Annotated in this window: 19 protein-coding genes, 2 tRNA genes and 1 riboswitch; of the genes, 8 read left to right on the forward strand and 13 right to left on the reverse strand. The window is 70.9% G+C overall.

Annotated elements, in window-relative coordinates; genetic code table 11:
* Positions 1-130: 130 nt before the first annotated feature.
* Positions 131-1,513, reverse strand: coding sequence for a trigger factor (gene tig, locus AMK19_RS16655; protein ID WP_073812379.1), 1,383 nt, complete (start codon positions 1,511-1,513; stop codon positions 131-133).
* Between the two features lie 202 nt (positions 1,514-1,715).
* Positions 1,716-1,789 (reverse strand) — tRNA-Pro (locus AMK19_RS16660).
* Positions 1,790-1,939: 150 nt separating this feature from the next.
* Here AMK19_RS16660 and AMK19_RS16665 point away from each other — a divergent pair.
* A tRNA-Gly gene (locus AMK19_RS16665) sits at positions 1,940-2,013 on the forward strand.
* 132 nt (positions 2,014-2,145) lie between these two features.
* Here the strand turns inward: AMK19_RS16665 and AMK19_RS16670 are convergent.
* From AMK19_RS16670 to AMK19_RS16680, 3 genes are all read right to left on the reverse strand, one after another.
* A complete protein-coding gene (locus AMK19_RS16670; RefSeq protein WP_073812381.1) occupies positions 2,146-3,150 on the reverse strand; it encodes a M23 family metallopeptidase in 1,005 nt (334 codons plus the stop codon).
* A 5-nt stretch (positions 3,151-3,155) separates the two neighbouring features.
* Positions 3,156-3,309: riboswitch (cyclic di-AMP (ydaO/yuaA leader) on the reverse strand.
* A gap of 371 nt (positions 3,310-3,680) precedes the next feature.
* Positions 3,681-3,875, reverse strand: coding sequence for a hypothetical protein (locus tag AMK19_RS16675; protein ID WP_043913995.1), 195 nt, complete (start codon positions 3,873-3,875; stop codon positions 3,681-3,683).
* Positions 3,876-4,263: 388 nt separating this feature from the next.
* A complete protein-coding gene (locus tag AMK19_RS16680; RefSeq protein WP_241844430.1) occupies positions 4,264-5,475 on the reverse strand; it encodes a PP2C family protein-serine/threonine phosphatase in 1,212 nt (403 codons plus the stop codon).
* Positions 5,476-5,640: 165 nt separating this feature from the next.
* Between AMK19_RS16680 and AMK19_RS16685 the strand changes: the two genes are divergently transcribed.
* Positions 5,641-6,894: a GNAT family N-acetyltransferase gene (locus AMK19_RS16685; protein ID WP_073812382.1), complete on the forward strand. Its 1,254-nt coding sequence runs from the start codon at positions 5,641-5,643 to the stop codon at positions 6,892-6,894.
* A 71-nt stretch (positions 6,895-6,965) separates the two neighbouring features.
* On the opposite strand, the gene AMK19_RS16690 is transcribed toward AMK19_RS16685, so the two are convergent.
* Both AMK19_RS16690 and AMK19_RS16695 read right to left on the reverse strand, forming a co-directional pair.
* Entirely contained in the window at positions 6,966-7,451 is a 486-nt protein-coding gene (locus tag AMK19_RS16690) for a ribose-5-phosphate isomerase (protein ID WP_073812384.1), read from the reverse strand.
* Positions 7,452-7,520: 69 nt separating this feature from the next.
* Complete coding sequence (locus AMK19_RS16695; RefSeq protein ID WP_073812386.1) at positions 7,521-8,117, reverse strand: biotin transporter BioY; 597 nt, start codon at positions 8,115-8,117, stop codon at positions 7,521-7,523.
* 277 nt (positions 8,118-8,394) lie between these two features.
* Between AMK19_RS16695 and AMK19_RS16700 the strand changes: the two genes are divergently transcribed.
* Entirely contained in the window at positions 8,395-9,795 is a 1,401-nt protein-coding gene (locus AMK19_RS16700; protein WP_073812388.1) for an amino acid permease, read from the forward strand.
* 91 nt (positions 9,796-9,886) lie between these two features.
* Here AMK19_RS16700 and AMK19_RS16705 read toward each other — a convergent pair whose 3' ends face one another.
* A complete protein-coding gene (locus AMK19_RS16705) occupies positions 9,887-10,522 on the reverse strand; it encodes a mycothiol-dependent nitroreductase Rv2466c family protein (RefSeq protein WP_073812389.1) in 636 nt (211 codons plus the stop codon).
* 187 nt (positions 10,523-10,709) lie between these two features.
* Here AMK19_RS16705 and pepN point away from each other — a divergent pair, with 187 nt between their 5' ends.
* Entirely contained in the window at positions 10,710-13,304 is a 2,595-nt protein-coding gene (gene pepN / locus AMK19_RS16710) for an aminopeptidase N (RefSeq protein ID WP_073812391.1), read from the forward strand.
* Positions 13,305-13,370: 66 nt separating this feature from the next.
* On the opposite strand, the gene AMK19_RS16715 is transcribed toward pepN, so the two are convergent.
* From AMK19_RS16715 to acnA, 5 genes are all read right to left on the reverse strand, one after another.
* Positions 13,371-14,321 (reverse strand): carbohydrate ABC transporter permease, encoded by a 951-nt coding sequence (locus AMK19_RS16715; protein WP_073812393.1) that lies wholly within the window; start codon positions 14,319-14,321, stop codon positions 13,371-13,373.
* 10 nt (positions 14,322-14,331) lie between these two features.
* Positions 14,332-15,264 (reverse strand): carbohydrate ABC transporter permease, encoded by a 933-nt coding sequence (locus AMK19_RS16720; protein ID WP_073812394.1) that lies wholly within the window; start codon positions 15,262-15,264, stop codon positions 14,332-14,334.
* 128 nt (positions 15,265-15,392) lie between these two features.
* The gene (gene ngcE, locus AMK19_RS16725; RefSeq protein ID WP_073812396.1) at positions 15,393-16,787 is read right to left on the reverse strand and encodes an N-acetylglucosamine/diacetylchitobiose ABC transporter substrate-binding protein; all 1,395 of its coding nucleotides are present in this window, start codon (positions 16,785-16,787) and stop codon (positions 15,393-15,395) included.
* Positions 16,788-17,159: 372 nt separating this feature from the next.
* The gene (locus AMK19_RS16730; protein ID WP_073812397.1) at positions 17,160-18,473 is read right to left on the reverse strand and encodes a glycoside hydrolase family 18 protein; all 1,314 of its coding nucleotides are present in this window, start codon (positions 18,471-18,473) and stop codon (positions 17,160-17,162) included.
* Positions 18,474-18,644: 171 nt separating this feature from the next.
* Positions 18,645-21,290, reverse strand: a complete 2,646-nt coding sequence (gene acnA, locus AMK19_RS16735) for an aconitate hydratase AcnA (RefSeq protein ID WP_073812399.1) — start codon at positions 21,288-21,290, stop codon at positions 18,645-18,647.
* 318 nt (positions 21,291-21,608) lie between these two features.
* On the opposite strand from acnA, the gene AMK19_RS16740 reads away from it, so the two are divergent.
* The 4 genes from AMK19_RS16740 to AMK19_RS16755 all read left to right on the forward strand — a co-directional run bounded on the left by AMK19_RS16740 (position 21,609) and on the right by AMK19_RS16755 (position 24,364).
* On the forward strand, positions 21,609-22,127 hold the full coding sequence (locus AMK19_RS16740; RefSeq protein WP_073812400.1) for a SigE family RNA polymerase sigma factor: 519 nt from the start codon (positions 21,609-21,611) through the stop codon (positions 22,125-22,127).
* A gap of 110 nt (positions 22,128-22,237) precedes the next feature.
* Positions 22,238-23,170 (forward strand): hypothetical protein, encoded by a 933-nt coding sequence (locus tag AMK19_RS16745; protein WP_073812402.1) that lies wholly within the window; start codon positions 22,238-22,240, stop codon positions 23,168-23,170.
* Between the two features lie 100 nt (positions 23,171-23,270).
* Positions 23,271-23,675, forward strand: coding sequence for a type II toxin-antitoxin system VapC family toxin (locus AMK19_RS16750; protein ID WP_073812403.1), 405 nt, complete (start codon positions 23,271-23,273; stop codon positions 23,673-23,675).
* Between the two features lie 140 nt (positions 23,676-23,815).
* Positions 23,816-24,364, forward strand: a complete 549-nt coding sequence (locus AMK19_RS16755) for a hypothetical protein (RefSeq protein ID WP_073812405.1) — start codon at positions 23,816-23,818, stop codon at positions 24,362-24,364.
* Positions 24,365-24,383 lie beyond the last annotated feature (19 nt).

Raw genomic sequence — 24,383 nt, forward strand, 5'->3', positions numbered from 1 at the left:
TCCCCCACGCAGAACTGTTCGCTGTGAGCGCAGGGTGACCAGGCCGAACGGGTAAGGGCCCGGGCACCGTGCGGTGCCCGGGCCCTTACCCGGTCCGAAAACTCCGTCGGATGCCCGACGGTTACGAGGCTCAGGCCTCGGGGGTCTCCTCGGCAGCAGCCTCGGCGGCGGCCTCGGTGACCTCTTCCTCGTCGTCCTCGAAGGAGACGACCTCACCGTTGGTGTCGGTGACCTTGGCGGCCTCGACGACCAGGGCCAGCGCCTTGCCGCGGGCGACCTCGCCGACCAGCAGCTGCACCTGGCCGCCCTGGACGACCTGCTGGGCGAACTGGTCCGGGGTCAGGCCGGAGCCGGCGGCGCGACGGATGAGGTGCTCGGTGAGCTCCTCCTGGTTGACGCCCAGCTCCTCGTTCTTGACGATCTGGTCCAGCACGAACTGGGTCTTGATGCCCTTCTTCGCCTGGTCCTCGGTCTCCTTCTCGTAGTCCTCGAGGGACTTGTCCTGGGAGGCGAGGTAGGTGTCGAGGGTCAGGCCCATCGGCTCCAGCTGGTGGTGCTCCAGGTTGTGCTTGCGGGTGCCGATCTCGTCCGCGAGCAGCTTCTCCGGGTAGTCCATCTCGACCCGGGTCAGCAGCTCGTCCAGGACCTTCTCCTGGGCCTGGGTGGCCTGGTCGAACTCCTTCATCCGCTCGAGGCGCTTGCGGGAGTCCCCGCGCAGCTCCTCCAGGGTGTCGAACTCCGACGCCAGCTGGGCGAACTCGTCGTCCAGCTCGGGGAGTTCCTTCTCCTGGACGGTGGTCACGGTGACGGTGACCTCGGAGTCCTTGCCTGCCTGGGTGCCACCCTTGAGGGTGGTGGTGAAGGTCTTGACCTCACCGGCGGACAGGCCGACGACGGCCTCGTCGATGCCGTCCAGCAGACGGCCGGAGCCGATCTCGTAGCTCACGCCGGTGGCGGTGCCGTCCTCCGGCACCTCACCGTCGACCTTGGCCTCCAGGTCGATGACCACGACGTCGCCCTCGGCGGCGGCGCGCTCGACATCCTTCACGGAGCTGAAGCGCTCGCGCAGCTGCTGCAGCGACTTCTCGATGTCCTCGTCGGAGACCTCGACCGGGTCCACCACGACGGCGATCTCGGTGAAGTCCGGCAGGGCGACCTCGGGACGGACGTCGACCTCGGCGGTGAACTTCAGGTCACCGCCGTCGGCCAGGTTCTCGACACCGGCGATGTCGGTGATGTCCGGCTGGCCCAGCACATCGATCTGGCCCTCGTCGACGGCCTGCGTGTAGAAGCGCGGAAGCGCGTCGTTGACGGCCTCCTCCAGCACCGCGCCCCGGCCGAAGCGCTGGTCGATGACCCGGTTCGGGATCTTGCCCTTGCGGAAGCCCGGGACGGTGACCTGCTGGTTGATCTTCTTGTACGCCGCGTCGAGGCTGGGCTTGAGCTCCTCGAAGGGCACCTCGACGGTGAGTCGAACCCGGGTCGGGTTCAGAGTCTCGACGGCGCTCTTCACGGTTGGGTCTCCTAGGGGCTTGCGGTCAGGGCGATAGGCGGTGGGGGCTGAAATGCTGTCCGTACTACCGCCAGCGGTCCATCCTACCGGTACCACGAAAGCGACTGCGCCCGGCACCGGGTGCACCACGCTGCGGATCCGCCACATCCGTGCCCCGCAACGACAACAGGGCCCCGCCCACCGACGAGACCCTGCCGCACGGTCGGGGTGACCGGATTCGAACCGACGGCCTTCCGCTCCCAAAGCGGACGCGCTACCAACCTGCGCCACACCCCGTGGTGCCGAGCAGAAGAGTACACGTCGGCCCGCCTCCGACCGGGGCGATATCCGCGAGCCGACGACGCGGAAGAAGTGTGCAATCCACCGGCTCGACCAGGTACCCTGATCCAGTCCTCGCCACCGCGACAGCGGTGCGGGTACGCCTTTGCGGGTGTAGCTCAATGGTAGAGCCCCAGTCTTCCAAACTGGTCACGCGAGTTCGATTCTCGTCACCCGCTCCAGCAAGGCCAACGGCCCCGACTGCCAACGCAGTCGGGGCCGTTGTCGTTTCGGGGCCGTTGTCGTCCGCGGACGGCCCGAAGGCCCCGCGCGGCCGTGGTGGCTGCGCGGGGCCTTCGGGGGTGAGGCGTGGATCAGACGTTGACGCCGTGGGCCGCCAGGTAGGCGATCGGGTCGATGTCGGAGCCGTAGTCCGGGGTGGTGCGGATCTCGAAGTGCAGGTGCGGGCCGGTGACGTTGCCGGTCGCGCCGGAGAGGCCGATCTGCTGGCCCGCCGTCACGGACTGGCCGGCCGAGACGGAGATCGAGGACAGGTGGGCGTACTGGGCGTACTTGCCGTCGGCCAGCTTGATGACGACCTGGTTGCCGTAGGCGCCGCCGTTGCCGGCGGAGACCACGGTGCCTGCGGCGACGGCCTTGAGGCTGGTGCCGGTGGCGACCGGGAAGTCGATGCCGGTGTGGTAGCCGCTGGACCAGTTGGAGCCGGCGACCTTGTAGCCGGTGGTGACCTTGCCCGGCGCGGGAGCGACGTACGCGGCGTTGGAGCTGGTGGTCGCGGCGGCCGGGGCCTTCGCGGGGGCGGCCGGGGCGACGGCAGCGGCCTTCGGGGCCGGGGCGGCCGGCTGGACCTTCGCGGCGGTGGGGGCGGTGGTGGCCGGCTTGGCGGCGGGGGCCTGCTGGGTGGCGGCCTTCGGCGCGGCGGCGGGCTTGGCGGCGGCGTCCGTGGCGGACTTGGCGGCCGGGGCCTTCGCGGGGGCGGCCGGCGCCTTGGCCGGGGCGGCCTGGCCGTTGATGGTCAGCTGCTGGCCGGGGAAGATCAGGTCGGGGTTGCCGCCGACCACGGAGTGGTTGTCCTGGTACAGCTTCTGCCAGCCGCCGTCGACGTGCTGCGCGTCGGCGATCTTGGACAGGGTGTCGCCGGAGACGACCCGGTAGTCGTGCGCGGCGGGGGCCTGGTCGGCGACCGGGGTGGCGTCCACCGAGACGGTCGACGGGCGGTTGGCGCCCTGGTCGGCGGCGGTGTGCGCGGAGGCGGCGGTGACCGGGAGGCCGATCGCGGCGCCGGCCACACCGGCGGCGATGGCGATGCGGACGACGGTGGCCATGCTCGGCTTGCGGTGCTTGCCCTGAGCGGACATGAAGGCGTTCCTCTCCGACGCCTGCGAGGTGAGCTGTCGGGTTCGGGCGAGAGTTGCCCGGCCGCACGAGTGCGACTTCACCCCAAGCCGTTCCCGGATGTTCCCGGGCCCGGCGACTTACCTGTGGTTCCCCCGCTCCTGCCGTGGCGTGGTATCTGGTCGGCACCGGACGACGGCAGGACTAGGCGTTCCGTCCGGTGGCCCGCCCGGTCACTGGCCGGGCTGCGGACGAAGCAAATCCCACGGCCCGCAAGGCTGGCAAACGCCGATTGGCCCCGCTCCCGGGATCGGGAAGGGGCTGACGGATCACCAGGTCACGCTGTGCGGGCGCCGCGCTGCGGTACGCGTACGGGATCATGACGGTACGCACACGAACCCCGCACGGTGGGCGACTTCGGACACCGTGCGCGTCCGCACGACGACTCGGTGTGAGCACGCGGGTGAGCCTGGTCACCCGCGGGCAGGCCGAGCGGGCGGCGCAGGGAGGCCTCCCACCCGTCTTGGCGTGCCGTCGGCGACCCGACGCGACGTCAACCCGCGATCGACGCGATGGCCTTGGAGACGGAGGTGAGGAACTGCTGGATCGGACCGGCCATGGTCGACTGGCTGAGCATGAAGCCGAACAGCGCGGCGACGATGGCGTGCCCGGACTTCAGCTGCTTGTTGCGAATGAAGATCGCGACGATGATGCCGAACAGGACAAGCGCGGAGACGGAGAAGGCCACCGGGACTCACTTCCTCGATTCATGGCGGGGGTTCGGGTGGGAGCCGCCGATGGCTCCCAGGCGGAAACCGGCCCCTGCCCCCCGTGTCCCCACCACTCCATCCGGACTCAGTGTGGTCGCTCGTGCTGAGTGCGTAAAGGACTTGCCCGGTCGCCCGGGGCCCCAACCCGGCTGGTAGGACTGATTTTCGCCGACCGCGACGATAGCGGACGGGTTCTGACGTCCCGTCGGTGGGCGGTGGTCCGCCCAGGCCGGCGCGGCAAAGCGGCAGGCAGATCCGCCATCGCCGCCGTCTCCGGGCGGCGTACCGGAATTGGCCGAAGATCAACGCCCGGGTTTGACACTCCGTGGGCACTCCGCGCTCACCGCACCTGCACGACAGGCGAGTTCAGCGGCGCCAGATCAGCAGCACCGCGCGGTCGTCGTTGACGTGTTTGGCGACGGTGTCGATCAGCCGGACCGCGGCGCCGTGCCGGACCGCCACGGGGACGGTGGCGACCAGCCGGTCGGCCTCGCCCATCAGCCGGTCCATGCCCTCCGCGAGGTCGCGGCCGGGGATCTCCACCATGCCGTCGGTGCACAGCATCAGGACGTCGCCGGGGCCGAGGACGCCGCGCACCCCTTCGAACTTGGCCTCGTCGTAGACGCCGAGCAGCGGGCCCTCGGCCTCCTTGACCTCCCAGTACCCGGCGCCGGCCAGCCGGTGCATGCCGGGCAGGTGGCCGGCCGAGAGCAGTTCGTACTCGCCGGTGTCCAGGTCGACCACCAGGTGCACGGCGGTGGCGAAGCCCTCCGCCCAGTCCTGGCGCAGCAGGTAGCCGTTGGCGGCGGGCAGGAAGTCGTGGGCGGGCAGCGAGCCGAGCAGCCCGCCGAACGCGCCGGACAGCAGCAGGGCGCGGCTGCCGGCGTCCATGCCCTTGCCGGAGACGTCGGCCAGGACGACTTCGAGCATCCGCCCGCCGGGGCCGGTGCGGGCGGCGGCCATGAAGTCGCCGGAGAAGGACTGGCCGCCGGCCGGGCGCAGCGCGGTGTCGGTGTGCCAGCCGTCGGGCAGTTGCGGGATGCGGCCCTGGACCCGGATCCGCTCGCGCAGGTCGAACAGCATGGTGGAGCCGCCGCGCCAGGGCACGCCGATCCGGCGGCGGAACTGGGCGACCAGCAGTCCGGCGACGCCGACCGCGCCGACCACCAGCGCGGCTCCCGGGGTCACGCCGTGGGCGTAGGCCTCGGGCCGCGCGCTGGCGACGCGCTCGCCGGTGTGCACCAGGGACTCGGTGACCAGCCCGGCGGCGGCGACGGCGTACAGCAGCACCAGGGTGCCGGGGCGCAGCAGCAGCGCGCCGGCCAGCACCGGCAGCACCAGGGCGGTGGGCGGGGCCCAGTCGGGGGCCGCGATGTTCAGCAGGACCAGGACGGGCACCGCGAGGGCGAGGGCGGCGAACGCCCACCAGTCGGCGCCGTCGCCGCGGAAGTAGTCGACTCCGGTGCGGCGCAGCCTGCGTCGGGCCCGGTACAGCGCCGCGCGCAGCCGGGCCGTCACGGGCTCGCGGGACGGTCCGCCGTCCCGGCCCGTCGCTGTGGGACGCGCTCTGCCGGCCATGGGGACCGACCTTATCCACCGGCGGTGCGTGCGTCGACGGCCCGGGTGGCACCGAGTGCAGCGGGAGTGGCACGCTCCGGCGGGTTTCGGCCGTGCGGGGGCGCCCGCGACATGCGCGCGACAAATCGCTCGCACGGTTCCGGATCCGGTGATAGGCAGGGCCTCATGACGACTCGACACCCCCGACTGACCGTGCGGCCGCTGCAGGCCGAGGAGTGGAACACCTGGTACGACAGCCTGCTGGTGGCCTTCGGCGGCACTGAGGAGCCGCCCGAGGAGCGGTCGCTGTGGCGCGAGTTGACGGAGGTGGAGCGCTCGCTGGCGGCCTGCGAGGGCGAGCGGATCGTCGGCAGCGCCTCCGCGTTGAGCTTCCGGGTGGTGGTGCCGGGCGGTGCGGTGCTGCCGGCGGCGGGCGTGACGATGGTGGGCGTGCTGCCCACCCACCGGCGGCGCGGCGCGCTGACGGCCCTGATGCGCCGCCAGTTGGACGACGTGCACGCGGCCGGGGAGCCGCTGGCGGTGCTGACGGCGTCCGAGCCGCCGATCTACGGGCGCTTCGGCTACGGCCAGGGCACCCGCAAGGTGACGGTGTCGATGACCCGCGGCCGGGTGCGGGTGCACACCCCGGAGCAGCAGGGCGAGTTGGTGCTGCGGCTCGCGGACCCGGCCGCCGAGCTGGCCCGCTGCGAGGAGCTGTACGCCCGCCTGGCCACCCGCCGTCCGGGCACCCTGGTGCGGCAGCCGGGCTGGGAGAAGCTGCCGGTGCTGGACGCGCCGGGCTCCCGCGACGGCTTCTCCCCGCTGCAGTCGGTGGTGGCGGAGGACCCGAACACGGGCGAGCTGCTCGGCTACGCCCGGTACGCGGTGAAGAGTGACTGGAACGAGCGGGGTGCGGCCGGCGTGGTCCGGGTCCGCGTGGTGCAGGCGGAGCAGCCGTGGGTGTACGCCCGGCTGTGGGAGTTCCTGCTCGACCTCGACCTGACGGAGCGGGTGGAGGCGTACAACCTGCCGGCCGACGACCCGCTGCTGCACCTGGTGTCGGACGTCCGGCACCTGGCGCCGCGCCTGGTGGACGCCATGTTCGTGCGGCTGGTGGATCTGCCGAGGGCGTTGGAGGCGCGCGGCTGGGCGCAGCCGGTGGACGCGGTGCTGGAAGTCACCGACGCGTTCTGCCCGTGGAACGCGGGCCGTTGGCGGCTGACGGCCGCACCGGGCAAGCCGGCGTCCTGCGTGCCGACCGACGATCCGGCCGATCTTGCGCTGGACGTACGGGAGTTGGGCTCGGCGTACCTGGGCGGCACCGCGCTGTCGGCGCTGGCCGCGGCGGGCCTGGTGCGGGAGTTGCGGCCGGGTGCGCTGGAGTCGGTGTCGGCGGCGTTCCGTTCGGGGCTGGAGCCCTGGCTGCCGCACGGCTTCTGACCGGCCGCCCGCAGCACGCACCGCGCCCGCCCGGGTCGACTCCCGGGCGGGCGCGGTGCGTTGCGGGTGGATCAGCCCTGCGGGTGGTGGGCCGGGACGGGCGGCAGCTCACCGGTGGTCTCGTACTCGGAGAGCATCTCGATCCGGCGGGTGTGCCGGGGCTCGCCGCTGTACGGGGTGTTGAGGAAGATCTCGACGAACTCGGTGGCCTCGTCCAGGGTGTGCATCCGGCCGCCGACCGAGATCACGTTGGCGTTGTTGTGCTCGCGGCCCAGGGCGGCGGTCTGCTTGCTCCAGGCCAGCGCGGCGCGGACGCCCTTGACCTTGTTGGCGGCGATCGCCTCGCCGTTGCCGGAGCCGCCGATCACCACGCCCAGCGCCTCGGGGTCGGTGGCGGTGCGCTCGGCCGCCCGGAGGCAGAACGGCGGGTAGTCGTCCTCGGCGTCGTAGATGTGCGGGCCGCAGTCGACCGGCTCGTGCCCGGCCCCCTTCAGCCACTCGACGAGGTGGTTCTTCAGTTCGTATCCGGCGTGGTCGGAGCCCAGGTAGACGCGCATGGACACGAGTGTGACATGCCACCGGGCCCGCACCCCGACAGGGGCGGCGGGCCCGGTTCGGACACGTCGTCAGCGTCGGCCGACGAGCTTCCAGGTGAGCGGCAGGGCGCCCATCGCGAGGGCCATCTTCAGCGCGTCGCCGATCAGGTACGGGTACATGCCGAGGCCGGCGGCCTTGGCCAACGGGACGTCCAGGGCGAACGCCAGGTACGGCACGCCGACCGCGTAGATCACCAGGCTGCCGAGCGCCATCGCGCCGGCGGTGCGCAGCGGGCTGCGGTCGGCGCCGCGGCGGGCCAGCGCGCCGGTGAGGGCGGCGGCCAGCACGAAGCCGATCACGTAGCCGAAGGTGGCCATGCCGGCGCCGGAGGTGCCCTCGGCGAACCAGGGCAGCCCGGCCGCGCCGGCGGCCAGGTAGAGGCCGAGGGCGGCGGCGCCGCGGCGGGCGCCGAGGGCGGTGCCGACCAGCAGCGCGGCGAAGGTCTGGCCGGTCACCGGCACCGGGGAGCCCGGCACGGGGACGGACAGCTGGGCGGCGATGCCGGTCAGCGCGGCGCCGCCGGCCACCAGGGCCAGGTCGCGGGCCCGCGCGCCGATCCGGGTGGCCGCCTGCGGCAGCAGGTCGGCGAGGACGGCGGTGGACGGTGTCGGCGCGGCGATGGCCATGGCTGCTCCCGGGATCCGATGAGGGTGATCACCTGTGAACCTACGCTGCGTCAGGGCCCCGCCACCGCGTCGGAGCGCGACAAAGCCGACCGGGCCCGGCTTGTCGGGTCCGGCCTGTGACCAAGCCCTCACGACCGCATACGGTGGTGGGGCGATCACTGTCCGTCGGGAGGGCGTCCGGATGCCGGTCCCGGTTGGGGCGTTCACGTCATATGCCGAATAGTGGACAGACCCCATCGAAATGGTCGGGCAGTCACACAGTCTGGAACCCCTCCGCATGACCCGCACTCCCCCCTCCGCCAAGGCGTCCGCCCGGCCGGCCGCCGACGGCGCCGCCGAGGACACCGGTCTGGCGCACGGACTCAAGCAGCGCCATCTGTCGATGATCGCGCTGGGCGGCGTGATCGGCGCAGGGCTGTTCGTCGGCTCCGGCTCCGGCATCGCCGCCGCCGGTCCGGCCGTGGTGCTCGCCTTCGCCGCCTCCGGGCTGCTGGTGATGCTGGTGATGCGGATGCTCGGCGAGATGTCCGCGGCCCGGCCCGCCTCCGGCTCGTTCTCGGTGCACGCCGACCGGGAGATAGGCCCGTGGGCCGGCTTCACCGTCGGCTGGCTGTTCTGGATACTCCTGTGCGTCGGCGTCGCGGTGGAGGCGATCGGCGCGGCCGGCATCGTCTCCGACTGGCTGCCCGCCGTGCCCTCCTGGGCCTGGGTCGCGATCTTCATGGCCTTCTTCTGCGTCACCAACCTGGCGGCGGTGCGCAACTTCGGCGAGTTCGAGTTCTGGTTCGCCGCGATCAAGGTGCTGGCGATCAGCGCCTTCCTGGTGATCGGCGTGCTGGCCGTGCTCGGCCTGCTGCCCGGCACCGCCTCCCCCGGCGCCGCCAACCTGACCGGCCACCACGGCTTCCTGCCGCACGGCGCGAGCGGCCTGGTCACCGGCCTGCTCGCCTCGGTCTTCGCGTACGGCGGCCTGGAGACCGTCACCATCGCCGCCGCCGAGTCCGAGAACCCCCGGCGCAGCGTGGCCGTCGCGGTACGCACCGCGATGTGGCGGATCGCGCTGTTCTACGTCGGTTCGATGGCGGTCATCGTGACGCTGGTGCCGTGGGACGACCCGTCCGTCGTCCGGCCCGGGCCGTACGTGGCGGTGCTGCAGACCCTGGGCATCCCGGGGGCGGCGCAGCTGATGAACGTGGTGGTGCTGATCGCGCTGCTGTCCGCGATGAACGCCAACATCTACGGCTCGTCCCGGATGGCGCACTCGCTGGTCGCCCGCGACCACGGCCCGCGTGCGCTGGCCCGGCTGTCCGGCGGCGTCCCGCGGCGCGCGGTGCTGGCGTCCTGCGCGTTCGGGTTCCTGGCGGTGCTGCTGTCCTACTGGTGGCCGGAGACGGTCTTCAGCTGGCTGCTCAACATGGTCGGCGCCGCCGTCCTGGTGGTCTGGGCGTTCATCGCCGTCGCCCAGCTCCGGATGCGGCGCAAGGTGTCCGCCGACCGGCTCCCCGTCCGGATGTGGGCGTTCCCGTACCTGACGTACACCGCGCTGGCGGCGATCGCGGTCATCCTGGTCCTGATGACTCTCGACCCCGCGAACCGCATCCAGCTCTACTTCACCGCCGGCCTGACGATCGCCCTGGCCGCCGCCGGTTTCCTGCGGAACCGCGCCCGGGCCGTCTGACAGCAGCGGTCCCCGCGCCCCTGGCAGGGGCGCGGGGACCTGCACGGATGTGGCCGAGGGTGTTCGCACAGCCGTCCGCGCACCGGACGGACTACTCGAACGACGGCCCCGCGGTCCGCGTCCGCTTGATCTCGTAGAACCCGGGCGTCGAGGCCACCAGCAGCGTCCCGTCCCAGAGGCGGGCCGCGGCCTCGCCCCGCGGGGCGGGGGTGACGACCGGACCGAAGAAGGCGACCCGCTCGCCGTCGGCGCCGTCCACGGCGATGACCGGGGTGCCGACGTCCTCGCCGACCAAGCCGATGCCCTCCGCGTGGGAGGCGCGCAGCTTCTCGTCGTGGGCGTCGGTGTCGGCCGCGTCCGCGAGCTCCTCGGGCAGCCCGGCCGCGGCGAGGGCGGCGACCACGGTCTCCCGGGTGTTGGGCAGGCCCTGGTTGTGGAAGCGCAGGCCGAGCTCGGTGTAGAGGCGGCCGAGCACCTCCTCGCCGTACTGCTCGGCGGCGGCGATCAGCACCCGGACCGGGCCCCAGCCGGCGGCCAGCAGCTCGCGGTACTGCTCGGGCAGGTCGTCGCGCTTCTCGTTGAGGACGGACAGGCTCATCACGTGCCAGCGGACGTCCACCGGGCGGAGCTTCTCGACCTCCAGCATCCAGCGCGAGGTCATCCAGGCCCAGGGGCAGATCGGGTCGAACCAGAAGTCGGCGGTCTTGCGGCTGTCTGCAGTGCTCACGGGCGGCGTCCTCGGAAGTCGACGGTCGAGAGGTGCGGAGTGTCCCCCTCGGAGCTGCAACCCGGGGGCTTCCCTGATGATTCCTCACCCAGTGCAATGGCACAGCGGGGGGAGCGTGAAAGGATGCCCCCCACGGGGTGCCATGAACACTCCGAAAGCCGTGTGTTCCGTACAGAGGAGTGCCGCCGTGCCGGGCAAGAACCTGAGCCGTGAGGAGGCCCGCGACCGGGCCGCGATCATTCGGGTGGAGAGCTACCGCATCCACCTGGACGTGAGTGCGGCGGCCGATCCCGGCCGGCCCACCTTCCGATCCACCACCCGGATTTCGTTCGACTGCAGCGCTCCGGGCGCATCGAGCTTCGCCGACCTGCTGGCCCCCGAGGTGGTCTCGGTCGAGCTGAACGGGCGCGCGCTGGACCCGGCCGAGGTGTTCGACGGCACCCGGGTCGCGCTGCCGGAGCTCGCCGCGCACAACGAGCTGACCGTGGTCGCCGAGTGCGCGTACAGCCGCACCGGCGAGGGCCTGCACCGCTTCGTCGACCCGGTGGACGGCGAGACCTACCTCTACACCCACTACGAGCCGGCCGACTCCCGCCGGGTGTTCGCCAACTTCGAACAGCCCGACCTGAAGGCCCCGTTCAGCTTCACCGTGACCGCCCCGGCGGCCTGGGACGTGTACGCCAACGCGGTGCACGAGCGCATCACCGACGAAGGCGACGCCCGCACCTGGGAGTTCGCGCCGACCCGGCCGATCTCCACCTACCTGACCGCCGTGGTGGCCGGCCCGTACCACGTGGTGCGCGACCACTACTCCCGCGAACTGCCCGACGGCACCGTGCTGGAGATCCCGCTCGCCGCCACCTGCCGCCGCTCGCTGGCCCCGTACTTCGACGCCGACGAGATCCTCACCGTCACCAAGCAGGGCCTGGACTTCTTCCACGACGAGTTCGACTACCCGTACCCGTTCGGCAAGTACGACCAGTGCTTCGTCCCCGAGTACAACATCGGCGCGATGGAGAACCCGGGCTGCGTGACCTTCCGCGAGGAGTTCGTCTACCGCTCGAAGGTCACCGAGGCCGCGTACGAGTCCCGCGCCAACGTGATCCTGCACGAGATGGCGCACATGTGGTTCGGCGACCTGGTCACCATGAAGTGGTGGGACGACCTGTGGCTGAAGGAGTCGTTCGCCGACTTCATGGGCTCCTTCGCGCAGATCGAGGCCACCAAGTACCGCTCCGCCTGGATCACCTTCGCCAACCGCCGCAAGGCCTGGGCGTACCGGCAGGACCAGTTCCCCACCACCCACCCGATCACCGCGGACATCCGCGACCTGGAAGACGCCAAGCTCAACTTCGACGGCATCACCTACGCCAAGGGCGCGTCCGTCCTCAAGCAGCTGGTCGCCTACGTCGGCCGGGACGCCTTCTTCGAGGGCGCCCGCCGCTACTTCAAGAAGCACGCCTTCGGCAACACCGTCCTCGCCGACCTGCTGAACGCCCTGGAGGAGACCAGCGGCCGCGACCTGCGCACCTGGTCCGCCGCCTGGCTGCAGACCTCCGGCGTCAACGTCCTGACCCCCGAGGTCACTTCGGACGCCGAGGGCCGGCTCACCGAGCTGGCGATCCGGCAGGACGGCACTGTGCTCGATGACGCCGCTCCGCCGCGTGGGCTGCGCCCGCACCGGATCGCCGTCGGCCTGTACGACCGCGCCGAGGACGGCTCGCTGGTCCGCACCGACCGCTACGAGCTGGACGTCACCGGCGCCCGCACCGTGGTCGCCGAGGCGGCCGGGCGTTCGGTGCCCGCGCTGGTGCTGCTCAACGACGACGACCTGACGTACTGCAAGGTCCGCTTCGACGAGCGCTCGCTGGAGACCCTGCGCACCGGCCTCGGCGACATCGCCGGCGAGTCCGGCCTGGCCCGGGCACTGGCCTGGTCCGCGGTGTGGAACCTGACCCGGGACGGGCTGATGCCCACCCGCGACTACCTCGACCTGGTGCAGCGCTTCGCCGGCCGGGAGTCCGACATCGGCGTGTTGCAGTCCCTGCACCAGCAGGCCGGCGTCGCCCTGGAGGTGTACGCGGACCCGGCCCGCCGCGCCGAGTACGGCACCGCACTCGCCGAGGTCGCGCTGCGCGAGCTCTCCCAGGCCGCCCCCGGCAGCGACCACCAGCTCGCCTGGGCCCGTTTCCTGGCCGACACCGCCGAGCGCGCCGACCACCTGCAGCTGCTGCGCGGCCTGCTGGAGGACACCGCCCGGATCGACGGCCTGACGATCGACCAGGAACTGCGCTGGAACTTCTGGCTGGCCCTCGCCGCCAACGGCGACGCCACCACCGAGGAGCTGGCCGCCGAACTGGCCCGCGACAACACCGCCGGCGGCCGCCGCCAGCACACCGAGTGCCTGGCCGCGCGGCCCACCGCGGAGGCCAAGGCCGCCGCCTGGACCTCGGTGGTCGACTCCGACGAACTGCCCAACGCCCTGGTCGAGGCGCAGATCGCCGGCTTCAACCTGGCCGGGCAGCGCGAGTTGACGGCCGGCTACACCCGGCCGTACTTCGAGATCCTGGAGTCGATCTGGGCGGACCGCTCGATCGAGATCGCGATGCGGATCGTCGGCGGCTTCTTCCCGCGGTACCAGACCACGCCCGAGACCCTGGCGGCCACCGACGCCTGGCTGACCGGGCACCCGGCCGCCGCGCCGGCGCTGCGCCGCCTGGTGCTGGAGTGCCGCGACGACCTGGCCCGCGCGCTGCGCGCCCAGGAGTGCGACGCCGAGTAGCCGAACGCGCAGTTGGGCAACTTCCGGCTCCAGACCGGGAGTTGCCCAACTGCGCACGGGCGTCCGCTACTTCAGGGTGGCGGAGGTCAGACCCGCCTGGACCTGGCGCTGGAAGGACAGGTACACCACCAGCACCGGCAGCATCGCGATCGTCATGCCGGCGAACAGGCCGGGGAAGTCGCTGGCGTAGCCGGACTGCTGGGCCAGGTTCATCAGGCCCTGGGCAAGCATCGAGTGGTCCGGGTCGGAGCCGCTCTGCTGCTGCATCAGGGTCAGCGGCAGCAGGTACTGGTTCCACTGCCCGAGCACGTTGAAGATGAACACGCTGATCAGGCCGGACTTCGCCATCGGCACCATGACCTGGAAGAACGCCCGGCTGTGCGAGCAGCCGTCGATCATCGCGGCCTCGTGCACGGCGCTGGGCAGCGAGCGGAAGAACGAGTACAGGAAGAACACGGTGAACGGCAGCGAGTAGGCCGTGTACACCAGGATCAGGCCGACGTACTGGTTCAGGCCCAGCCACGGGATCACGTCGCCGAGGTTCTTCACCATGAAGAACAGCGGGACGAGCGCCAGGTACACCGGGAACATCGCGCCGGCGACGAAGAAGTAGTAGATGACCCGGTTGCCACGGAACTCGTAACGGGCCAGCACGTAGGCGGCCATCGCGCCGAGCAGCATCGTCAGCGTGAGCGAACCGGCCAGCACGATCAGGGTGTTGACGAAGAAGTCGCCGATGCCCTTCTGCCAGGCCCGGCCGAAGGCGTCGAAGCTCCAGTGGGACGGCCAGCTCCAGGCGCTGCTGCCGATCTCGGTGTTGTTCTTGAAGGAGCCGAGGACGATCCAGATCAGCGGACCGATGATCAGCAGTGCCCACAGCGCCAGGAAGCCGTGCGAGAAGACGTTGAGGACTCCCCCGCCGTCCGCGAAGCGCTGTTCCTTGCCGGGCCTGCGCGGCTTGTCGTCCCCGCCCCGCTGAGCCGGGATGCCGGTGGTCGCGTCGGTATTGGTGCTCATGCCGGGAACCTCAGAACTCGATCTTCTCGCGCCGGGTGACCCGGAGCGAGACGACGGACAGGACCATGGTGATGAAGAAGATCACCACACCCATGGCACAGGCGTAGCCGGCCTTGCCGAAGGTGATGAAGTTGCGCATCAGCAAGGTCGCCATGATCTCGCTGTGGTGGTCCGGGCCACCGCCGTAGTAGGCGCCGGGAGTCATGGTGGAGACCAGCGCGAAGGCGTCCATCGCGGCGATCGCCAGGTAGACCCAGGCGGTCTGGATGGTCTCCCAGAGCAGCGGCAGCGTGATCTTGAAGAAGGTGGTGCCGCGCTTGGCGCCGTCCAGCAGGGCGGCCTCGTAGATGTCCTTCGGGATGCTCTGCATGGCGGCCGAGAACAGCACCAGGTAGAAGCCGACGCCGGACCAGATCAGCACGCCCATGATGCACCACAGGCCGAAGTCGGGGTCGGCGAGCCACTGCCAGGGGTGCGCCGGGTCGACGATGCCGATCTTGGACAGCACGCCGTTCAGCAGACCGCCCTCGTCGGTCCGGTAGACGCCCTGGAAGAGCACCGACAGGATCGCGACCGACAGCACCTGCGGGAAGAAGAAGACCACCTTGTAGAAGGCGGATCCCCGCACGCCCTGCACACCGCCCGTCCCGCTCCGGCCGCCCACGTTGAGCATGAAGGCGAAGAACAGCGCCAGCAGGATGGTGGCCAGCGGCAGCACGATCAGCAGCAGCAGATTGTGCTGCAGTGCGCCGAGGAAAACGCTGTCCTTGAAGAGCTTGGTGTAGTTGTCCAGCCCGATGAAGTTCATCTCCGGCGAGGCGCCGGACCAGTCCGTCAGCGAGTAGCCGAAGGTCTGCAGGTAGGGCCAGATGACCAGGGCGATGTACAGCACGACGGGAACGACGAGGAACCCGAAGATGAAGGGGTATTTACGGTGACGCATGCGAGCTGCTCCTGTCCGCCGACAGCCTGTGGTCAGACAGGCTTGGAACTGCGGTTATCGCGTGGAACGGCCGGGGCCCGCGAGCGGACCCCGGCCTTTCGGTGACAAGCCGTCGGCCTGCTGGTGGGTCAGACCTTCTTGGCGGTCGCGGCCTTGCCGCGGGCCACCCACTCCTTCGGAGTGATGCGCTTGTTGACCAGCTCGTTGGTGGCGTTCTGCAGCTCGGTGTCGAACGGGGTCTGCAGGTCCGGGTAGGTGAAGTTGAACGTCCCGGTGCCGGCCGCGTCGACGGCGGTGGCGGACGACTTGGTGCCCGGCTTGAGCTGCACGTCGGCGCCGATGCCGCCCTTGAGGACGGTGAGGGAGTTGGCGGCGGCGGCGAACTTGCCGGAGCCCTCCTTCGTCAGCATCATGCGCAGGAACTCGAGGCCGCCGTTCTTGTTCTTGGCCTTGGTCGGCACGATGAACGGCTCGCCGGCGCCGGCCCGGACCGCGGTGGCGGGCAGCTTGTCGCCGGGCAGCGACGGGATCGGCAGGAAGGCCATGTCGAAGTCGGCCGGGGTGGAGGCCAGCATCTCGTTCTCCAGCCAGGAGCCGGACGGGATGAAGGCGGCCTTGCCCTGGCACCAGGCGGTCTGCGACTCGGTGTGGGTCATGCCGTTGGTGCCCGGGAGCAGGTAGTCGTTCTCCATGATCTTGTAGAACGCGGAGACACCGGCGAGCACGGCCGGGTCGTCCCAGGCCGCGGCCTCACAGGCGTTGATCTTCTTGATCAGCTCGGCGCCGCCCTGCTTGCCGATCAGGTCGAGGATCACGTAGTTCGCGTAGTAGGGGTACTTGCCCTGGTGCGCGAACGGGGCGACGCCGGCGGCCTTGATGGTGCCGCAGAGGGTGATGAACTCGTCCCAGGTCTTGGGCGCGGTCCAGCCCTTGTCCTTGAACAGCTTGGCCGAGTACCAGAGGCCGTACACGGTGTACACGTAGTTCAGCGAGTACATCTTGTCGCCGATGGTGCCCTGCTCGATGGTGCCCGGCAGCAGGACGTCGCGGATCTTCTTCGACGGGTCGTCCAGGTACGGGGCGTCCAACAGCGCCGTCAGGTCGGCGAGCTGACCGGCGCCGGCCAGGACGTCGAGCTTCATCTGCTGGGCGCCGGAGTTGTCGATGACGTCCGGCGGGTTGCCCGCGTTGAAGCGCGGCTGGAGCTTGCCGCTGATCTCCTGGGTACCCAGGTGCGAGATGTTCGCGCCCGAGTAGGTCTTCTTGTACATGTCCTCGAAGGCCTTGGCGTAGTCGTCGCCGTAGCCGCCCTTGAAGATCACGACGTCCAGCGGGTCACTCGCCTTGACCCCGAACGGGTTCTTGCTGTCGCCCCCGACCGCCGGAGAGCTCGACTTGTTGTCGCTGCTGCCGGTACCGCCGGCGCAGGCCGCGAGCAGCGAGCTGCTGCCGGCCGCCAGGACGGTGATCGCGGCCGCGCGCTTGAACAGGTCGCGGCGGTTGTACTCAGTTGCAGAGCCCATGCGTGCCCTAACCCCTCAGTTCCAGAAGAAATGAGCCGAGCTGACGTCACGTCAACTCCCTTGGCCCGGAAGGTGCCCAGCGGCGAAGTTGCCGGTCAGAGGCGGTGTGATGATGCGCAAAGGTATAGTCCACTGTTCATCTGACAGCAATAGGCCGCCGGTCTGATAACAAACCTGACAGTCAAAGCGTTGTCGGCGGTGCAGCATGTGCAATGTGCAGGGACCCTGCTCATTGCATGTCCGCGCCAGCCGTGATCGCGAATCTAGCGCGCTTGTGTTCGTTTGAACATACAAACGCGCAGCTCCGCGCATCACGGTTCGAGAACTGTGACGGCGGAGCTGCGCGCAGTGATCCCTGATTGGCCCTCAGTTTCAGTCGTTCCGAAGGCCCTTGTCCAGCGCGGCGATCATGCTGCCCTGGGCGTCGTCGCCGTCCAGCGACCAGACCATCACACCGGCCAGGTCGTTCTCCCGCACGTAGCGGGCCTTGGCGGTCGCCATCTCCGGGGTGTCGTACGTCCAGAAGTCGGTGCCGTCGTACTTCCAGCTCACGCCGTGCGCCCGGTCGGTCCAGACCTTGCCGGGCAGCTCCTTGATCTGCTTGTACGACAGGGTGCCGCCGCGGGCCAGGCCGGTGGCCGACTGGTACAGGCCGTTGCCGCGCGGGCCGGCCGGCACGCCCGCCCAGCCGAAGCCGTAGAGCGGGACGCCCACCACGGCCTTCTTCGACGGCAGGCCGCGGTCCGTGTAGGCGCCGACCAGACGGTCCACGCTCAGCTGCAGGCCGGTGGGGTCGTTCGGGTCGGAGTACAGGTTGGACTCGTGGTTGGTCGGGCCCTTGGTCTCCCACGGGCCGTGCAGCTCGTAGGCCATCAGGTTCAGCCAGTCCACCGGCTCGGCGACCTTGTCGATCTCGAACTTGTCGATCGCGGACTCGCCGGCCGGCACCGCGGCGGTGAGCAGGTAGTGCGGGCCCTTCCGGCCCGACAGCGCGTCGAGTTGGGTGCGGAACTCCTGCATCAGCAGGGTGAAGTTCCGCCCGTCCTCTGGGCGCACCACGTTGCCCTCGTCGCCCGGGCTGCCCGGGTACTCCCAGTCGATGTCGATGCCGTCGAACACCCCGGCGCCCGCGCCCGCGCCGCCCTCCGCGGAGCCCAGCTGCGGCAGGTCGCCCTTGAGGTACAGGTCGATGCAGGAGGAGACGAACTTCTTCCGGGAGGCGTCGGTGAGCGCCGCGTCCGAGAAGTGCTTGGACCAGCTCCAGCCGCCCAGCGAGATCACCGCCCGCAGCTGCGGGTTCTTCGCCTTCAGCTTGCGCAGCTGGTTGAAGTTGCCCTTGAGCGCCTGGCCGGGGGCGTCGGCCACGCCGTCCACCGACTCCTCGGCGCCCACCGGCCGCTGGTAGTCGGCCCAGGCGTCGCCCGCCCCGGCCTCGTTCGCCTCGAAGCAGGTGCCGTCGGCGGAGACGTTGCCGAACGCGTAGTTGAGCACGGTCAACCGGCCGGCCTGGCCGCTGTCCTGGACCTTCTTGGCGGAGAACCCGCTGTAGATGCCCCACTGGGTGAAGTAGCCGACCCGCTGCCCGTTCAGGCGCGGTCCCTTCTCCTGGGCCTGCGCGGCAGCCGGGGAGACGAGCAGGGCGCCGATGGTCGCGGCGACGAGGAGGGCCGAGGTGCGTCTGGTCATTCCGTGAATCTCTCCGTCCGATTCAGCGTGAAATTGGTATGGACCAAGTGCTGATGGAGAGGTCTAGTCCAGTTGCGCGTGTTCGCACAAGGGGATGGCCGGATTCATCCCAAGAAATGGCAAAGAGCCGCACCGCCCCTTCCGGGGTGGTGCGGCTCTTCAGGCGTGTCGTCAGCCGATGAGGCTGCGCAGCACGTACTGCAGGATGCCGCCGTTGCGGTAGTAGTCCGCCTCGCCGGGGGTGTCGATGCGCACGACCGCGTCGAACTCGATCGCACCGGCCTTGACCTTGACGGTCTTCGGGGTGCGGCCCTCGTTCAGCTCGGTGACACCGGTGAACTCGAAGGTCTCCTCGCCGGTCAGGCCCAGCGAGTCGGCGTTCTGGCCGGCCGGGAACTGCAGCGGCAGGACGCCCATGCCGATCAGGTTGGAGCGGTGGATGCGCTCGTAGGACTCGGCGATGACGGCCTTGACGCCGAGCAGCGCGGTGCCCTTGGCCGCCCAGTCGCGGGACGAGCCGGAGCCGTACTCCTTGCCCGCCAGGACCACCAGCGGGATGCCCGCGGCCTGGTAGTTCTGCGAGGCGTCGTAGATGAACGACACCGGCGCGTCGGCCTGGGTGAAGTCGCGGGTGTAGCCGCCCTCGGTGCCCGGCGCGATCTGGTTGCGCAGGCGGATGTTGGCGAAGGTGCCGCGGATCATGACCTCGTGGTTGCCACGGCGCGAGCCGTAGGAGTTGAAGTCACGCTTCTCCACACCGTGCTCGGTGAGGTACTGCGCCGCCGGGGTGCCCGGCTTGATGTTGCCGGCCGGGGAGATGTGGTCGGTGGTGACCGAGTCGCCCAGCTTGGCCAGCACGCGGGCGCCGGCGATGTCGGTCACCGGGCTCGGGGTCTTGGCCATGCCCTCGAAGTACGGGGGCTTGCGGACGTAGGTGGACTCGGCGTCCCACTCGAAGGTGTTGCCGGTCGGGACCGGGAGCGACTGCCAGCGGTGGTCGCCGGCGAAGACGTCCTGGTAGCCCTTGTCGAACATGGCCTCGTCGATGGAGCCGGCGACCGCGTTGGCGACCTCCTGCTCGGACGGCCAGATGTCGGCGAGGAAGACGTCGTTGCCGTCGGCGTCCTGGCCCAGCGCGTCCTTGGTGATGTCGACGTTCATGTTGCCGGCGAGGGCGTAGGCGACCACCAGCGGCGGGGACGCCAGGTAGTTCATCTTGACGTCCGGGTTGATCCGGCCCTCGAAGTTGCGGTTGCCGGAGAGCACCGAGACGACCGCGAGGTCGGACTCGTTCACCGCGGCGGAGACCTCCTCGGGCAGCGGGCCCGAGTTGCCGATGCAGGTGACGCAGCCGTAGCCGACCAGGTTGAAGCCCAGCTTCTCCATGTACGGGAGCAGGCCGGCCTTCTCGTAGTAGTCCATGACGACCTTGGAGCCGGGCGCCAGGGTGGTCTTGACCCACGGCTTGACCGTGAGGCCCTTGTCCACGGCCTTCTTCGCCAGCAGGGCGGCGCCCAGCATGACGGAGGGGTTGGAGGTGTTGGTGCAGGAGGTGATCGAGGCGATCACGACCGCGCCGTTGTCGATCTCGTAGGTCGAGCCGTCGGGGGCGGTGACGGCGGTCGGCTTCGAGGCCTCGGCGGAGTAGGTCGGCAGCGCCTCGGCGAACTTCTCGGCGGCCTCGGCCAGGATCACGCGGTCCTGCGGGCGCTTCGGGCCGGAGATCGACGGGACGACGGTGGAGACGTCCAGCTCCAGGTACTCGGAGTAGACCGGCTCGACCGACGGGTCGTGCCAGAGGCCCTGCTCCTTGGCGTACGCCTCGACCAGGGCGAGCTGCTGCTCCCTGCGGCCGGTGAGCTTCAGGTAGTTGATGGTCTCGGCGTCGATCGGGAAGATCGCACAGGTCGAGCCGAACTCCGGCGACATGTTGCCGATGGTGGCGCGGTTCGCCAGCGGGATCGAGGTGACGCCCTCGCCGTAGAACTCGACGAACTTGCCGACCACACCGTGCTTGCGCAGCATCTCGGTGATGGTGAGCACCAGGTCGGTGGCGGTGGTGCCGGCCGGCAGCTGGCCGTTCAGCTTGAAGCCGACCACGCGCGGGATCAGCATCGAGACCGGCTGGCCGAGCATCGCGGCCTCGGCCTCGATGCCGCCGACGCCCCAGCCCAGCACGCCCAGGCCGTTGACCATGGTGGTGTGCGAGTCGGTGCCGACGCAGGTGTCGGGGTACGCCTGGCCGTTGCGGACCATGACGGTGCGGGCCAGGTGCTCGATGTTGACCTGGTGGACGATGCCGGTGCCGGGCGGGACGACCTTGAACTCGTCGAACGCGGTCTGGCCCCAGCGCAGGAACTGGTAGCGCTCCTTGTTGCGGCCGTACTCGATCTCGACGTTCTGGACGAAGGCGTCCGGGGTGCCGAACTTGTCGGCGATGACGGAGTGGTCGATGACCAGCTCGGCCGGCGCCAGCGGGTTGATCTTGGACGGGTCGCCGCCCAGCTCCTTCACGGCCTCGCGCATGGTGGCCAGGTCGACCACGCAGGGCACGCCGGTGAAGTCCTGCATGATCACGCGGGCCGGGGTGAACTGGATCTCCTCGGACGGCTCGGCCGTCGGGTCCCAGCCGCCCAGGGCGCGGATGTGGTCGGCGGTGATGTTCGCGCCGTCCTCGGTGCGGAGCAGGTTCTCCAGCAGGACCTTGAGGCTGTACGGCAGCCGCTCGGAACCCTCGACGGCGGAGAGCTTGAAGATCTCGTACGACTCGTCGCCCACCTGCAGCGAGCTGCGAGCGTCGAAGCTGTTCGCGGACACGACTGACTCCTTCTTGGTCCACCCGGTGATAAGGTAAGGCTTGGCTAACCTGGCAGCCGCCGCCTACCGAGCCGATGATGGAAGGCCCGCCGGACGCGGGGCCTGCGCCTCTCGGCAAGTATCTTGACGTCAAGATAAATTCTAGCGCGGAATGTATCTCGATGTCGAGATAAACCATAGTGCATGGCTCCGTCCAAACTTCACCGGTACATCCTGTAACGCAACCGCAGCCCCGGCGCATCTGTCTTCCATGTACCGGGCGGTGCCTCGTCCAGCCGATCGGGCCGCCGGAAACCCGGCACGTGACAAGGGGTGCGGATGGCGGTGGGGCGGCGGCGGGCCGAGGAGCGGCGCGAGTTCGAGGAGTTCGCGCGCGCCCGCGGCACCGCACTGTTCCGCACCGCCCTGCTGCTCTGCGGCGACTGGCACCTCGCCGAGGACCTCACCCAGACCGCGCTCGCCCGCATCTACGCCTCCTGGGGACGCGTCCGGCAGGCCGACAGCCCGATCGCCTACGCCCGCACCGTGCTGCTGCGCTGCTACCTCTCGCACCGGCGGCTGCGCCGCAGCAGCGAACTGCCCGGGCTCGACTTCCTCCCCGAACAGGCCGCCCCCGACAGCGACCCGGCGCTGCGCGTCGCCCTGCTCTCCGCACTCGCCGAACTGCCGCCCAAGGACCGGGCCGTCCTGGTGCTGCGCTACTGGGAGGACCGCAGCGTCGAGGAGACCGCCGCCGAACTCCAGCTCGCCCCCGGCACCGTCCGGGTCCGCGCGCTGCGCGCCCTCACCCGGCTGCGCCGCCAGCTCTCCCCGCACCTGGACACCCTCGTGCCGTGACCGAGCCCGCGTCCCCTCCCCGTCGCCCCCGCCGCCCCCCGGTCGCCCGAACCGGACGACCCACTGCGCCACGCCCCGAGCGTCCGACCACCAGAAAGCGAGAGACCCCCATGCCCGAGCCCGAGTCCGAGCGGGAGCTGAGCGACGTCTTCGAATGGGCCGTCGGCGAGGCCGTGCCCGACCTCGGCCTGCTCGTCGCCGGGGCCACCGCCGAGGGCAGCGCCATCCGGCGGCGACGGCGGGTCGTGCTCACCGGGGCCGTCGTCGGCGTCGCCGGGCTGGCACTGGTCGGCGGACTGCTGCTGCGCCCCGGCGCACCGCCCACCGCCGCCGCCACCCCCGCCGCCGGAAGCTCGACGACGCCCGTCCCCACGCCGCGGGCCACCCTGCCGTCGGACCGGGTGCCGATGACCGGGGCCGCCGGCATGGTCGTGCTCGGCCGTCTGCTCGGCCCCGACCTGACCGTCATGACCTGGAACAGCAACGCCTATCCCGTCAGCACGGACCTGCACACCTACATCGTCGCCCGGGTGCACGACCGCGTCACCAATCGGATCAGCGTGATCGAGATCGACCTGGTGGCCCCCGACGACGGGCCGTCACCGACCCGCGAGGGTGTCGACTGCGCCGGCCACCCCACCACCGAGCACTGCGAGATCGTCCAGGGCGTCAACGGCGAGTCCGGGGCGGCCTACAGCTTCCGGGGCGACAACCAGCAGACCGCCTACGCGGCGAAGCTCCTGCGGTCGCAGGACGGCGTCCAGATCACGCTGACCGCCACCGGCATGGACGGAGCAGAGCCGGGGGTGTCCCTGAACACCCTCGCGAAGTGGGCGTTCGACCCGAACTGGCAGCCCTACATCAGCCGCAGCCAGGCCGAGTCCGCCGCTGAACAGGTGAAGGCCTTCGCCGCGCACGGCCCGGCGGACCTGCCGCCCTCCGCACTGACGCCGGGTTCGGGCCCGGCCGCCCAGCCGTCGGCCGGCGTGACGGGGGGCGCGCCGGCGGGGGGCGCGCCGGCGGGGGGCAGGACCGCTCCGTAGCGGGGCGCCCCGGTGCCCGGCGGGTGCGGATCGGCGTGCCGGGGACGGGGGTTGGGCACCCGGGTGCCGTGCCGCACCGTCGGCGGGCTACCGTGGGCGGGTGATCGTGGTGGACGCTTCCGCAGTGGTGCTCTCGCTCGCCGACCAGGGCCCGCGGGGGGCCGCGGCCCGGGCCGCGCTGGCCGCCGACCTCGACTGGGTCGCGCCCGAGCATGTGCTGATCGAGGTGATGCAGTCGCTGCGCGGCCTCTACCTCGCCAAGGAGGTCACCGCCGAGCAGGCGGCCGAAGTCGCCCGGCGGCTGCCGGAGTTGCCCATCCGCAAGGTGGAGCTCGCCCCGCTGCTCGGCCGGATCTGGGAGCTCAAGGACAACCTGACCCCGGACGACGCCGCCTACGTCGCGGTCGCCGAACAGTGCGGCGCCCCGCTGATCACCGCCGACCTGCGCCTGATGCGCGCCAGCGGGCCGCGCTGCGAGATCCGCGGCATCACCGCCGCCGGCTGACGGGCTTGCCGGGCCCCGGCGGCGTCGGAGCGTTCTCGTACGGGTGACTGCGGGCGGTGCTGCGGCACGGCGGCGTGCGGGCGGGGTGCCCGGCGGCCACCGTGGGCGGTGTTCCCTGACAGCCCGTCGGAAGGTCCGCGATGCCCCTGTCCTCCGCCGCCGGCGCACTGCTGATGCCGCTCGCACTGCTGCCGATCGGCCCGCCCGAGGCCCCCGGACCCGGCGGGGCGACCGCCGGGACCGTACCCGACCAGGTGGTGAACGCCCAGTTCGACCGCGCCGACGGCTTCGTCCCCGCCCGGGCGGTCACCCACGCACCCGACCTGGTGCCGTACGGCGCGCAGGTGCGGGTCACCGTCCACCGGGAGGAGGGCCGGACGACCGTCGCGGTGGAACTCGCCGGCGTGGCCGGCCCGCACGAGTTCCCGGCGCACGTGCACACCGGCTACTGCGGCGTCGACCCGGCGGCGTCCGGCCCGCACTACCAGCACGTGGCGAACGCGGACTCCGCGGACAACGAGGTGCGGATGACGGTGCACACCGACGCCGGCGGGGCCGGCCACGCCTCGGCGACCGTCCCCTGGGCGTTCCGGCCCGACGGCGCGCACTCGCTGGTGCTGCACGCCGGCACCGACGCGGGCCGGCACGCCGCCGCCGACCGGGTGGGCTGCGTCGACGTCGACTTCTGAGCCCGCCCTCGGGCCCGGG

The sequence above is a fragment of the Kitasatospora sp. CB01950 genome, from assembly GCF_001905465.1.
Taxonomy (GTDB): domain Bacteria; phylum Actinomycetota; class Actinomycetes; order Streptomycetales; family Streptomycetaceae; genus Kitasatospora.

What these genes read in the sequence shown, in the direction of transcription:
- AMK19_RS16670 (WP_073812381.1), bottom strand. Translation starts at nt 3,150, where the DNA reads ATGTCCGCTCAGGGCAAGCACCGCAAGCCGAGCATGGCCACCGTCGTC.
- AMK19_RS16680 (WP_241844430.1), bottom strand. Translation starts at nt 5,475, where the DNA reads ATGGCCGGCAGAGCGCGTCCCACAGCGACGGGCCGGGACGGCGGACCG.
- AMK19_RS16685 (WP_073812382.1), top strand. Translation starts at nt 5,641, where the DNA reads ATGACGACTCGACACCCCCGACTGACCGTGCGGCCGCTGCAGGCCGAG.
- AMK19_RS16690 (WP_073812384.1), bottom strand. Translation starts at nt 7,451, where the DNA reads ATGCGCGTCTACCTGGGCTCCGACCACGCCGGATACGAACTGAAGAAC.
- AMK19_RS16695 (WP_073812386.1), bottom strand. Translation starts at nt 8,117, where the DNA reads ATGGCCATCGCCGCGCCGACACCGTCCACCGCCGTCCTCGCCGACCTG.
- AMK19_RS16700 (WP_073812388.1), top strand. Translation starts at nt 8,395, where the DNA reads ATGACCCGCACTCCCCCCTCCGCCAAGGCGTCCGCCCGGCCGGCCGCC.
- AMK19_RS16715 (WP_073812393.1), bottom strand. Translation starts at nt 14,321, where the DNA reads ATGAGCACCAATACCGACGCGACCACCGGCATCCCGGCTCAGCGGGGC.
- AMK19_RS16720 (WP_073812394.1), bottom strand. Translation starts at nt 15,264, where the DNA reads ATGCGTCACCGTAAATACCCCTTCATCTTCGGGTTCCTCGTCGTTCCC.
- ngcE (WP_073812396.1), bottom strand. Translation starts at nt 16,787, where the DNA reads ATGGGCTCTGCAACTGAGTACAACCGCCGCGACCTGTTCAAGCGCGCG.
- AMK19_RS16730 (WP_073812397.1), bottom strand. Translation starts at nt 18,473, where the DNA reads ATGACCAGACGCACCTCGGCCCTCCTCGTCGCCGCGACCATCGGCGCC.
- AMK19_RS16740 (WP_073812400.1), top strand. Translation starts at nt 21,609, where the DNA reads ATGGCGGTGGGGCGGCGGCGGGCCGAGGAGCGGCGCGAGTTCGAGGAG.
- AMK19_RS16745 (WP_073812402.1), top strand. Translation starts at nt 22,238, where the DNA reads ATGCCCGAGCCCGAGTCCGAGCGGGAGCTGAGCGACGTCTTCGAATGG.
- AMK19_RS16755 (WP_073812405.1), top strand. Translation starts at nt 23,816, where the DNA reads ATGCCCCTGTCCTCCGCCGCCGGCGCACTGCTGATGCCGCTCGCACTG.